The organism is uncultured Tepidimonas sp. (assembly GCF_938045175.1).
Taxonomy (GTDB): domain Bacteria; phylum Pseudomonadota; class Gammaproteobacteria; order Burkholderiales; family Burkholderiaceae_C; genus Tepidimonas.
In genome coordinates, this window is record NZ_CALIND010000007.1 from 1 (window position 1) to 12,488 (window position 12,488).

Here is a 12,488-nt window from a genome sequence, read left to right on the forward strand (position 1 = left end):
GTAGTTGGCAGACCCAACGCCTTGGGCAACGCGCTGTTGACCATCTCCGCGGAGTATTCCAGCTGCTCTTTGACGCGCTGGCAATATTTGTTCCCCCGCCGGGCGTGGGCATAAGCCAGAATGTAGCGCGACAGCGGCCCCACCTCCACCGCATGGCCACGCCAGCGTGGGGCCTTGATCCAAGAGTATTTCGCCGACTCGTCGACCCTCTCGATCTTCGTTCGCGACCCCTTGAAGTTGGGCCCCTCGGGTTTGAAGTCAGCCTCTGTCACACCGTCCCAGGGATGCAATCCCTTGGTCTCATCGGCGTACTTGTACCAGCTGTGGGCAACGAACTCCTGCACCTGCTCGGGATCACGCGGGTCGATCTCATGGATCTCGTCCCAATTGCCACCCAGAATCACCCCTCCAGGCAACTGTTGTGTGCTCGAATCGTAAGGCACCTTTTCGTAGGTGCCGTAGTCGGCGACGTTGGTCGCGGCCAGACCACCGCCATAGAGCCAGCCGGCCTGCTTGTACAGGGTGCCGATGGCCAGCACATCGGGGATGTAAACGTTATTGTTGAATTCGATCATCTCCTTGATGCGAGCCTCGACGAAGTTGAGACGCTCCATGTTGATGGGCGCACCGGATGCGAGATTGCCATCAATGTTGATAGCGCAAGGAACGCCACCCACCAAATAATTGGGATGGGGGTTTTTTCCGCCAAAAATGGTATGAACCTTGACCCACTCCTTCTGCAGATCCAGCGCTTCCAGGTAGTGGGTCACTGCCATCAAATTGGCTTCCGGCGGCAGCACATAGGCCTTGGACCCCCAATACCCATTGGCAAATGGCCCCAACTGCCCAGACTCGACGAATTTCTTGAGCCGATTCTGCACGTCGCGAAAATAGCCCGGGCTCGACAAGGGATGTGACGGCGAGACCAGCTGCTGCAATTCGCTGGTCTTCTTCGGGTCCGCTTTCAGAGCTGACACCACATCGACCCAGTCCAGTGCGTGCAGGTGATAGAAATGCACGGCGTGGTCGTGCACCTGCAACGTCTTGGCCATCATGTCGCGGATCAGATGGGCGTTGAGCGGGATGCGTATGCCCAACGCATCCTCCACGGCCCGCACCGAAGCCAGTGCGTGACACCCCGTGCACACCCCGCAAATGCGCTCAACAAAGGCCCACGCGTCGCGCGGATCTCGCCCTTTGAGGATGACCTCCAACCCGCGCCACATCGTGCCGGTCGAGACGGCGTTGCGGATCACATTGTTGGCGTCGACATTGACCTCGCACCGCAAATGCCCCTCGATACGGGTCACGGGATCGACGACGATGCGCCGACCGGCGTCGTCGAGCTTGAAGCCCTGAGTTTCGTATGCACCCATGATGTGGTCCTCTGTGCGTCACGCGTTGTGCTGGAATTTTTCTTTGGACGTGTCGCGCGCCCGTTTGGCCACCGAGATGGCAGCATGGGCGGCCACTGCTGCGCCTACGACCGCTGCGGCCGTGCCGCCGATCTGATCGGCATTGGCCTCGATGCCAAAGGCATGGATGTTGGTCAGGCGGTCGTAAAACGATCCCTTGTCCCAAAAACCGTCCTCCGAGCAGCCGATGCACCCGTGCCCGGCCTTGATCGGGAAGCTGGTGCCCTCGTTCCATTCGATGGTGGAGCAGGCGTTGTAGGTGGTCGGCCCCTTGCAGCCCACCTTGTACAGGCAGTAGCCCTTGCGCGCGGACTCGTCGTCCCAGGCCTCGACGAACTGGCCGGCGTCGAAGTGCGGGCGGCGGTAGCACTTGTCGTGGATGCGCTGGCTGTAGAACATCTTCGGGCGACCCTGGCGATCCAGCTCGGGGATCCGGTCGAAGGTCAGCATGTAGGTGATCACGCCGGTCATCACCTCGGGAATGGGCGGGCAGCCCGGCACCTTGATGATGGGTTTGTCGGTGATGACCTTGTGGATCGGCGTGGCCTGGGTCGGGTTGGGCTTGGCGGCCTGCACACAGCCCCAGCTGGCGCACGAGCCCCAGGCGATGATGGCCTTGGCGTCCTTGGCCACCTTCTGCAGCTTGTCGATGAAGGGCTTGCCCGACTGGATGCAGAACATGCCGTCTTCATTGAGCGGCGGGTTGCCTTCCACCGCCAGGATGTACTGCCCTTTGTACTTGACCAGCAGCTCTTCCAGCAACTGCTCGGCCTGGTGGCCGGCGGCGGCCATCAGGGTGTCGTCGTAATCCAGGCTGATCATGGACAGCACCACGTCCTTGGCCAGCGGGTGGGCCGAACGGATGAAGGCTTCGGTGCAGCAGGTGCATTCCAGCCCGTGCAGCCAGATCACCGGCGTGCGCGGCTTGTTTTCCATGGCGTGCACGATCTGGGGCACAAAGCTCGGCGCCAGCCCCAGTGAGGTGGCGGTGAGCGAGCAGTACTTCATGAAACTGCGTCGCGAGATGCCCTTGCGGCGCATGACTTCGTAGAACGTTTCCATGGCAGGGTGTCTCCAGGTGTTGGGGACCGCTGCGCCGTCCACCTCGAACGGATGCAGCAGACATGCATCTGACCAGTTGCAAACCTTGGACCAGACCACGCCCGATTCGGGTAAACACTGATGCGCGTCTTTATGACGTTGTCATAACACACGTTTTTTTCTTGCCTCGAATACATGTGCTCTGACCCTGGCAACATACCGGATCACAACCGGTTATTGAAAATCCACCGTTAAAAACGCTTTGAAAACCAAGCTTCCACCATCAGCGCCCCGCCTGACACCCAGGTGACGGCGCTGACCCTACGGATTTCGATACCCTTGTCACCCCGCACCACCGCTGCCCGCAAACCCGATGTCCAGCCCCTACGTACCGCAAATCCACCGCTACCAAGCCTGGTTGCACGAACAGCGCGGCTTGGTCTTTGCCGACTACGACGCGCTGTGGCGCTGGTCGAGCACCGATCTGGCCGCCTTCTGGCAAAGTGTGTGGGACTACTTCGATCTGCAGTCGCCCACGTCGCACCGGGCGGTGCTGGAGGGCGACGTCATGCCGCACGTGCGCTGGTTCTCCGGCGCGCAGGTCAACTACGCGCGGCAGGTGTTTCGCCACGTCGCGCGGGCCGAGGCTGCTGGGCAGCCCGCCATCATTGCCGAGGACGAACTGGGCCGCGTGCGCACGCTGGGTTGGCACGAACTGCAGCGCCAAGTGGCGGCGCTGGCGGTGGGGCTGCGCGCCCTGGGCGTGCAGCGCGGCGACCGCGTGGCGGCCTACCTGCCGAACCGCATCGAGACGGTGGTGGCCTTTTTGGCCTGCGCCAGCATCGGCGCCATCTGGAGCGTGTGCGCGCCAGACATGGGCACGGCCGCGGTGCTGGACCGCTTGCGTCAGATCGAGCCCACCGTGTTGATCGCCGCCGACGGCGTGCACTACGGTGGCCGGCCGCTGGACCGCAGCACCACGGTGCGCGAGCTGCGTGCGGGTTTGCCCACGCTGCAGCACGTGGTCACGTTGCGCACGCCCTATGCGGCCGAGCGTGTGGCCGACACGCACGACTTCACCGCGCTGGTGGACCGCGACGACGCGGCCGTACACGCTTTCGAGCCCGAATGGCTGGCCTTCGACCACCCGCTATGGATCGTCTACTCCAGCGGCACCACGGGCCTGCCCAAACCCATCGTGCATGGGCACGGGGGCATCGTGCTGACGTCGCTGGCACTGAAGACCCTGCACAACGACATCGGCCCCAGCTACGACGACAACAGCTTTGGCGAGCGCTTTCACTGGTACAGCTCCACCGGCTGGGTGATGTGGAACGCACAAGTCGCGGGGCTGCTGGGTGGCACCACGATCGTGCTCTACGACGGCAGCCCTGGCGGGCGCAAGGACGAGCCCGACTGGAGCGTGCTGTGGCGCTTTGCGGCACGGCACCGCGTCACCTTCTTCGGCGCCGGCGCGGCCCTTTATGGCAATGCGATGAAAACCGGCGTCGACCTGGCGGCGCTACAAGCCGCGGGATACGACCTGTCGGCGATCCGCGCGTTGGGCTCGACCGGCTCGCCGCTGCCGCCGGACGTGCAGCGCTGGGGCAGCGCGCAGTTCGAGCGCGTGCATGCGCTGGCAGGACGAAGCCGCGATCCCACAGCACTGCCTGGCGGTCCCGGGGGACCCGTCTGGTGGTGCAACATCTCTGGCGGCACTGACTTCTGCGGCGCGTTCATCGGCGGCCACCGTGGGCTGCCGCAGGTGCCAGGCCAGATGCAGTGCCGCCAACTCGGCTGCGCGGTCGAGGCGTGGGACGAGAACGGTCGCGCCGTCACCGGCCAAGTCGGCGAGCTGGTCTGCGTGCGCCCCATCCCCTCGATGCCGTTGTACTTTTGGAACGACGAAGGCCACGCGCGCTACCTGTCGAGCTACTTCGACACCTATCCTGGCGTATGGCGCCACGGCGACTGGCTGGAGGTACGGGCGGACGGCGGTTGCGTGATCTACGGTCGCTCGGACGCCACCCTCAACCGCCATGGCCTGCGTATGGGCACCAGCGAAATCTATGCCGCCGTGGAAGCCCTGCCCGAGGTGCTCGACAGCCTGGTCATCGATCTCGAATTCCTAGGGCGTGAGAGCTTCATGCCGCTGTTCGTGGTGCTGCGCCCGGGGCTGACGCTGGACGAGCCGCTGCGCGAGCGCATCCGCGACGCGATCCGGCGCGCGCTGTCACCACGCTTCGTCCCCGACGCCATCGAACAGGTGCCCGATATCCCGCGCACCCTCTCGGGCAAGAAGCAGGAGCTGCCGATCAAAAAGCTGCTACTCGGCCAGCCGCTGGAGCGCGTGCTCAACCGCGACGCGATGGCCAACCCGCAGTGCCTGGACTGGTACGTCGCCTACGCTGCCGAACGGTCAAAAAGCGCGGGCACAATGGCGGCATGAGCGACCACACCATCGAAGCCGAGCTGGACCAGGTCCGCACGCGGGGCCCGGTGCGCGACATCGTCATTCCCCCCTGCCCGGAACTGCTGCGCCGGCTGCAGGAGGCCACCGCCCGCGGCGAACCGGACCCGGCGGAGTTGGAGGCCATCGCCGCCAGTGACGTGGCCATGGCGGCCGCGCTGATCCGCCAGGCCAACAGCCCCCTGTACGGGCTACAGACGCCCGTGGTGACGGTGGGCCAGGCGCTGACCGTGCTGGGCATGCGCCCGGCGGTGCAACTGCTGCTCGGTTTTTTGACGCGGCAGGCGCTGCATGTGCAGTCGCCGGTACTCGCGCATTTTTGGGAAAGCTCGACGCGGCGCGCGATCGCCTGTGAACACATCGGCACCCAGCTCTACGACATGGACCCGGGACTGGCATATACCTTCGGGCTGTTTTGCCACGTCGGGATGCCGGTACTGCTGCGCGGCGTACGGGGCTACGCGGCCACCATCGCCGAGGCATTGGCCCGCAAAGACCGCACCTTTACCCAAACCGAAAACGCCAACCACCGCACCGATCACGCGGTGGTGGGTGCGATCGTTGCGCGCACGTGGCGGCTGCCCGCGCCAGTGGCGGTGGCCATCCGGCTGCACCACGATTTCACCTGCCTGGGCGATGCGCGCTACAGCGACACCGTGCGCCACCTGGTGGCCATGGCGCTGGTGGCCGACCACTTGGTACAGCAGCACGAAAACGTGCCACCTTCCCCCGACTGGGCGGCGCACGGCCCCGCGTGCCTGCAGCACCTGCAAATCGGTGCCGCCGAAGTGGATCTGTGGGTCGACGCGCTGTACCCGGCATTCGAGACGGTACAGGCGGCATAGCGGGCACAGTGGCCTGTCAGCGCCGACTGACCAGCACGATGCCCAGCGCCACCCCAGCCAGTGCCAACACGAGCTGTAGCGTCAACGGCTCGCCCAACAACAGCACGCCAAACACCAGCGCAAACAGCGGCGTCAGGAAGGTAAAGGTGGACAGCTGCGTCGCGGGATAGTGGCGCAGCATCCACATCCAGGCCAAGTAGCTGGCAAACGCCCCCACTGCGGTTTGCAGGAACACCGCCCCCCAGGCCAACGCAGAATAGTCCAGCGACCACGTCTCGCCCAGGGCCAGCGACAGCAGCGGGGCCGCCACGGCTGTGACACCCAGTTGGTAGAACAGGCATTTCTCCGCCGACACGGTGGCGATGCGCGTGGTGCGAATCGCCACCGTGGTCAAACCCCAAAAGAGCCCCGCGGCCAGCCCCATGGCGTCGCCGATCCATTGGCCCGGCATCCCGGGCCGCAGCAGCGCCTCGCCAAACGCCACCGCCACGGCCATAAAAGCCAGACACAGACCGATCCACTGCGTGCGCCGCAGCGCCTCGGCACGCACGAAACGCGGCACCAGCAGCGCCACCCAGAACGGGCTGGTGTAGAGAAAGACCGTCAACCGCGAGGCGTTGGTGTACTGCAGACCCAGGTAGATGAAGACGAACTCCGCCGCAAACAGCGTGCCCACCAGCAACCCACCGCGTAGCGAGCCGTCGCGCTCGAACAACGCCACCCCGCGCCAGCGGCACCACAGCCACAGCAGCGCCGTGGCACCCCACATGCGCATCGACGCCTGCCACAGCGGCGCGATTTCGCGCCCAGCAAACTTGATCAGGATCTGCTGAAACCCCCAAAACGCGCAACACGCGATGAGCAACGACACCGCGAGGGTGTCGAGCCGGGTCTTGCGCTGCGGTGGGGTCAGGACGGCGGTCGTCACGGCGTGGGATGGATGTGGAAGCGCCCGCCATGGTACAGCAGCACCGCGGCGGCAGCGTCGTGGGCGCAACGCAGCACCTCGCCCACCCAAATCACGTGATCGCCCTCCGGGTAACGGCTGCGGCTGCGGCACTCGAACACCGCAGCCACCCCCGGCAACAACGGCACGCCGCCCAAGCCGGGCTGCCAGTCGACGCCCGCCCAGCGGTCCACGTCACGGCTGGCGAAACGCTCCGCCAGCGCCTGTTGTTCCGCACTCAGCACGTGGATCGCGTAGTGCGACGCGCGCTCGAAGACCGGCAGCGCGCGCGAGCGCAGATCTTGGCTCCAGAGCACCAGCGGGGGCTCGAGCGAGACGGAATTGAAGGAACTGACGGTCAGGCCGACCGGTGCGCCGTCCGCCGCCCGGGTGGTGACGATGGTCACGCCGGTGGCAAAGCGCCCAAGAGCGGCCCGAAACCGCTCGGGCACAGGATCGAACATGGGACCCGATTGTGCCGCGCCGCACAACGGCGCACCGCCCGCTACCGCCATGCCCCCACCACCGGCGGTGGCGGCTGCAGGATCGCAAGGCGGCGCGCTCACGCCGCGGCCGAGGGAGCCGATGCTGCCGTCGCCGCTCGGCGACGGCTCTCGAAGCCGACGAAATCCATCGCCACGGCCGGCCGCTGGCCGCTCATGAGCTCGGCCAGCGCGCGCCCGGAGCCCGCGCCGTGCGTCCACCCCAGCGTGCCGTGGCCGGCGTTGATCCACAGCCGCTGCAGCGGCAAGCGGCCGATGAGCGGAATATTGGTCGGCGTGGCCGGGCGCAGGCCACACCAGAAATGCGGCTCGCCGCCTTGCTCGGGCGTGCGCGTGTCGGCCACGCCCGGAAACAGCTCTTCGATGCGCTGCAGCAGCATGTGGCAGCGCGCCCGCGCCACTGGCGTGTCCAAGCGCAGATCGAACCCCGCCAGCTCGATCGTCCCGGCCACACGCAACCGGTCGCCCAGGCGTGACATCGCGATCTTGCGTCCGTCGTCGAGCAGGCTGACCTGCGGCGCGCGCGCCGGATCGCGCAGCGCCAACGTGGCGCTGTAGCCCTTGCCCGGGTAAATGGGCACGCGAATGCCCACCGTCGCCAACAACGGCGTGGTGTATGAGCCACAGGCCACCACGAACGCATCGGCCTGCAGCGCGCGCACGGTGCCGTCCGCGCGGGCGCGCAAGTGCACCCGCTGGACCGCGCCGCCGACCACCTCCAGCCGCTCGATATCGTGGCCAAACAGCAATTCGGCCCCACGCTCGGCGCACCGGCGCGCCAGCGCCTGCGTGAACACGCGCGCATCGCCATGTTCGTCGGTCGGCGTGTAGGTGCCGCCCACCACCTGGTCGCCCGCGGCCTGCAGGGCCGGCTCGATACGCAGCAGCTCCTCGCGGCTGACGACGCGCCGCTGCACGCCGTAACGCCGCATCAGCTCAGCGGCCTGCGCCGCTTCCTCGAACGCGCGGGCATCGGTGTAGACGTGCGCAATGCCGCGCTCGCTGCGCGGATAGTCGATGCCGGCCTCGACGATCATGCGCTTAAGGGTGGCATGGCTGTACGCCCCCAGAGACACCAGCTGCGCCACGTTGCGCTCGAACGCACGGTCGGTGCACTGGCCCAGAAACTGCAGCAACCAGCGCCATTGCGCCACGTCCCACTGGGGGCGCCACAACAGCGGGGCTTGCTTGTCGAACATCCACTTGAGCGCCTTCAGCGGCGCTTGCCGGTTGGCCCACGGCTCGCAGTAGCTCACCGAAATCTGCGCCGCGTTGGCGTAACTCGTCTCCAGCGCCGCGTCGGGCTGGCGGTCCACCAGCACCACCTCGTGCCCGCGCTGCAGCAGGTGCCACGCCGTCGATGTGCCGATGATGCCGGCCCCCAAAACCACCACTCGCATCCGTCGTCTCCTGCGGCGGTCGCTGCGCGCCCGCGCGCGGCCCAAGCGACCCCCCAACATGGGCGCAAGTGTGCGCGAGCCCACGACAAAGATAAAGCATCATTCACCAAACGGCGGTAACATCAGCCCATCTAATGGAGCAACCATGAGCACCCCCTTCGACCCCGATGCGCTCGAATGCCTGGCGGCGATCGTCGAAGAGGGCGGCTTCGAGCGCGCCGCGCAGCGGCTGTCCATCACGCAGTCAGCCGTCTCGCAGCGGCTGCGCTCGCTGGAGGCGCAAGTCGGCACCGTGCTGCTGGTGCGCAGCCGCCCGCTCAAGCCCACGCCCGCAGGCCAGTTGCTGATCAAGCACGCCAAGATGATGCGCCTGCTGCGCGCGGACCTGGAGCACGACTTGCGCGAGCTAGCCCCGACGCTGGCGCATCGCGCGCGCGACGAAGGCCGCGTCTCGGTGGCGATCAACGCCGACAGCATCGCGAGCTGGGCGCTGCCCGCGGTCACGCCGCTGGTGCGCGATGGCGTACCGTTGGAAATCATCCACGACGACCAGGACTTCACCCACGAATGGCTGCGCGAGGGGCAGGTCATGGGCTGCGTGACGTCGCTGGCGCAGCCACTGCGCGGCTGTCGGCTCGAGCCCCTGGGCCGGATGGCGTACGTGGCCGTCGCCAGCCCGGCGTTCGCCGCCAGCGCGCTGCAGGGGCGGCTGACGCGCCACAACTTCCACCGCGTACCCTTCGTCGCCTTCAACCGCAAGGACGATCTGCAACGCGACTTTGTCTGCCAAACGTTTGGACTGACGCAAGTCGGGCTGCAGCAGTGCCACGTGCCGTCGTCCGAGGGGCAGGTGCGCGCCGCACTGGACGGTTGGGGCGTGACCGTGGTGCCCCGACTGGTGGCGGGCCCGGCGCTGGCGGCGGGGACGTTGGTGGACGTGGCACCGGACAGCCATTACACGGTGCCGCTGTACTGGCACTGCTGGAACTTGGATTCGGACGTGCTGGCGCGACTGACTCGCGCGCTGCGCGAGGCGGCCGCACGGGCCCTGGAGCCGATGGCCGCCTGAGCTGGGGGCTTCGCAGCAGTGCCTCAGGCCCGACCCAAACCAGGGATGCCAGACCAGATTTCGTCGAGGTCCGGAATCTTCCATTGCGCCGGGTCTTCGCGCTGCACGATGGTGATGCGGCAGCCCGGCGCCGACAGGTCGATGCGCTCGGGCACGACCCGCTCCCCCGAGCGGGTCGACAGCACCGTCTTGACCACGGGCTTGAGCAGGCTGTCAGGCGACTGCTCGGTCACCACGGCCAAGCGCCCGTTGCTCAACAACACCAGCGACCCCGTGGGGTAAATACCGAGGCTGCGCACGAACGCCTGGAATACCCGCGTGTCGAAATGCCCTTGCCACGACGCCATGCGCTTGAGCGACTCGGCCGGGTCCCAGCCCGCCTTATGCGGCCGGTTGGACGTGATCGCGTCATACACGTCGCACACCGCGCCCATGCGGGCCACGAGCGTGATCGCCTCACCGGCCAGTCCGTCGGGGTAGCCCTTGCCATCCATGCGCTCGTGGTGGTGCAGGCACACGTCCAGCGCCACGTCGTCCGTGATGCCCGCATCACGCAGCCGCTGCCAGCCACGGCGCGGGTGCTCACGCACGATGGCAAATTCGTCGTCCGTGAGCTTGCCAGGCTTGTTGAGGATCTCCAGCGGAATATCCATCTTGCCCACGTCGTGCAGCAGGCCAGCAAAGCCCGCCGCGCGCGCCTGCTCGTCCGGCAGGCCAAGCTGGCGCGCCAGCGCCACCATCAGCGCGCACACCGCCACCGAGTGCAGGTAGGTGTAGTCGTCGGCGGTCTTCAGACGCGCCAAACTGATGAGCGCCCCCCCGTTGCGCGTGACCGAGTCCGCAATGTCGGCCGCCACCGCCTGCATGACCTGGCGGTCGATCGCGCGCCCCATGCGCGCATCGCGGAACATGCTGGCCACCGCATCGCGGGCGCTGTGCAGCAATCGGTGCGCACGCTGCAGTTCGACATCGTGGGGAGTGGGAGCGAGGTCTGCGGGCCTCGGCGCCGCAACGGCAGCGGGCGACTCTACCTCGGCGGCGTCGGGCGCCTCGGCGGTCACCACGGCATCGTCGGCCACGTCTGCGCCCTGGGCCACGTCGATCCAGACCTCCCGCACGGCACTGGCGCGAATGCGGCGCAGATCCTCGGGATCGTCGAGCAAAAACCGGTTGCGCCAAAACGGATGATCCAGCCACGATCCGGCAAACCCGTGGATGAACATGCCCAGGCGGACGTCTTCGACGCGAATGCGCTTCAACATGGATGCCATACCCCGGCGCGCATTATCACCCGCCGCCGGCGGCCCCAGGCACCCGTGCGTGCGGGGGCGGCACGTCGATGAGCTTGGTCGGATCGAAGCCGGCCTGCTCGTCCTTGTCGGCATACCCCAGCGGCTGGGCCACCACCCGGCAGCGGCCCACGCGGTAGTCGTGTCGGCAGTGCAGGTGACCGTGCAACCAGAGGTCCGCCTGCGCAAGCAGCTCGTCGAGCGCATTGCAAAACCCCGCCGTACCCGGCTGCAGGCCATAGCGGGGATCCGCGCTGCGCAGGGAAGGCGCAAAGTGCGTCACCACCACGGTGGGGCCATCGAACGGCGCGGCCAGCGCCGCGCGCAACCATGCTTGGCAGCGCAGGGCCTCCTCGCGCATGGCGGCGGCGTCGAACAAGCAACCGGCGCGTTGCGTGGCCATTTTGGTCAGGTAAAAATTGGCTGCTCGAAACGCGCGCTCGCGCTGCCGCAAGCGGTGGGCCTGCGCATCGGCGATCGGCCGTGGCCGCCCACGGCGCAGCAGCGGCACCTCGGCCAGCGCGTCGTAGTCGGCCCACAGCGTCGTGCCCACGAAGCGCACGCCGTCGATCACGGTCGCCTCGCGCTCCAGCCAAACAATGCCCAGCCGCTCGCAGGTGGCACGCAGCGCAGCGTGCGCTTCGTCCCAGTCCAGCCCGTCGTATTCGTGGTTGCCCGGCACGTACAGCACCGGGGTCGGCCAGGCACCATACTGCGGCAAGGGTGAAAAGGCGCGCAAACCCCAGTCGGGCTCTGCCCACACCGAACCGTCGCTGCGGCGCTGGTACGAGCCGATGTCACCCGCCAGCACGAGCACGTCGGCACCGGGCGCCGGCATCGGCACGAAATCCGGGTTGACCTCCAGATGCAGGTCGGACAACAGTTGCAGGCGCATCAGCAGGCGTCCTCGTGGGGGGCCGCGGCGACCGCGCGTACCACCGCTTCGCGCAACCAGCGCTGGGCGCTGCCGACCTCGCGCGAGCGGTGCCACAGCATGTCCACGTGCACCGCCGGCACCTCGATCGGCAACGGCTGCACCGCCAGCTCGGCCGCCCGACCGGTGCTGCTCAAAAAGTGGCGCGGCAACACCGTCAGCAGGTCTGACGTCGCGACGACCTGCCCAGCGGTAAAAAATTGATTGACGGTCAGCACGATACGCCGGCGGCGCGAGCGCGCAGCCAGCGCCTCATCGACGAAACCGAACGGCCGCCCGGAAAAGCTCACCAGCAGGTGACGGGCCGCGCAATACGCGTCGAGCGTCAGCGGCCCCCGGGCCAGCGGATGCCCGCGGCGCATGACGACCACGTAGTGCCCCTCATACAGGCGCCGCGACAGAAAGCGCGGCGCCTGCTCCTGCAAGTGGGTGGCGCCCAGCTCCGCCAGCACGCCCGGAAAGTAGCCGATCGCCAGATCGACCCCACCGTCTTCCAGCAGCGGGCGCGGATCGCGCGTCGTCAGGGGCAGCACGCGCAGGGTCACGCCCGGTGCCTCGCGGTCCAGGATCGCCACC

11 protein-coding genes are annotated in these 12,488 nt (G+C 67.2%); 3 read left to right on the forward strand and 8 right to left on the reverse strand.

Annotated elements, in window-relative coordinates:
- Positions 1-1,376: nickel-dependent hydrogenase large subunit (locus Q0716_RS00490; protein WP_299018511.1), on the reverse strand; the 1,376-nt coding region annotated here is incomplete at its 3' end.
- 18 nt (positions 1,377-1,394) lie between these two features.
- Complete coding sequence (locus Q0716_RS00495) at positions 1,395-2,477, reverse strand: hydrogenase small subunit (protein WP_299018513.1); 1,083 nt, start codon at positions 2,475-2,477, stop codon at positions 1,395-1,397.
- 352 nt (positions 2,478-2,829) lie between these two features.
- On the opposite strand from Q0716_RS00495, the gene Q0716_RS00500 reads away from it, so the two are divergent.
- Complete coding sequence (locus Q0716_RS00500; protein WP_299018515.1) at positions 2,830-4,905, forward strand: acetoacetate--CoA ligase; 2,076 nt, start codon at positions 2,830-2,832, stop codon at positions 4,903-4,905.
- Positions 4,902-5,771 (forward strand): HDOD domain-containing protein, encoded by an 870-nt coding sequence (locus Q0716_RS00505; protein ID WP_299018517.1) that lies wholly within the window; start codon positions 4,902-4,904, stop codon positions 5,769-5,771. The genes Q0716_RS00500 and Q0716_RS00505 overlap by 4 nt, the downstream gene beginning before the upstream one ends.
- Positions 5,772-5,787: 16 nt before the next feature.
- On the opposite strand, the gene Q0716_RS00510 is transcribed toward Q0716_RS00505, so the two are convergent.
- The 3 genes from Q0716_RS00510 to Q0716_RS00520 form a co-directional block, all read right to left on the reverse strand.
- Entirely contained in the window at positions 5,788-6,699 is a 912-nt protein-coding gene (locus Q0716_RS00510) for a DMT family transporter (RefSeq protein WP_299018520.1), read from the reverse strand.
- Positions 6,696-7,181 carry a flavin reductase family protein gene (locus Q0716_RS00515; RefSeq protein WP_299018522.1) on the reverse strand — a complete coding sequence of 162 codons (486 nt, stop codon included), beginning with the start codon at positions 7,179-7,181 and terminating at the stop codon, positions 6,696-6,698. Before Q0716_RS00515 ends, Q0716_RS00510 begins: the two co-directional genes overlap by 4 nt.
- A gap of 98 nt (positions 7,182-7,279) precedes the next feature.
- Positions 7,280-8,620 (reverse strand): D-amino acid dehydrogenase, encoded by a 1,341-nt coding sequence (locus Q0716_RS00520; RefSeq protein WP_299018524.1) that lies wholly within the window; start codon positions 8,618-8,620, stop codon positions 7,280-7,282.
- Positions 8,621-8,765: 145 nt separating this feature from the next.
- On the opposite strand from Q0716_RS00520, the gene Q0716_RS00525 reads away from it, so the two are divergent.
- Positions 8,766-9,689, forward strand: coding sequence for a LysR family transcriptional regulator ArgP (locus Q0716_RS00525; protein WP_299018526.1), 924 nt, complete (start codon positions 8,766-8,768; stop codon positions 9,687-9,689).
- Between the two features lie 23 nt (positions 9,690-9,712).
- Here the strand turns inward: Q0716_RS00525 and Q0716_RS00530 are convergent, their stop codons facing one another.
- The 3 genes from Q0716_RS00530 to Q0716_RS00540 all read right to left on the reverse strand — a co-directional run.
- Positions 9,713-10,951: an HD-GYP domain-containing protein gene (locus Q0716_RS00530; protein WP_299018532.1), complete on the reverse strand. Its 1,239-nt coding sequence runs from the start codon at positions 10,949-10,951 to the stop codon at positions 9,713-9,715.
- Between the two features lie 25 nt (positions 10,952-10,976).
- Positions 10,977-11,873, reverse strand: a complete 897-nt coding sequence (locus Q0716_RS00535) for a metallophosphoesterase (protein WP_299018528.1) — start codon at positions 11,871-11,873, stop codon at positions 10,977-10,979.
- A partial coding sequence (locus Q0716_RS00540; RefSeq protein ID WP_299018530.1) for a LysR substrate-binding domain-containing protein occupies positions 11,873-12,488 on the reverse strand: 616 nt, incomplete at its 5' end. The genes Q0716_RS00540 and Q0716_RS00535, both read right to left, overlap by 1 nt.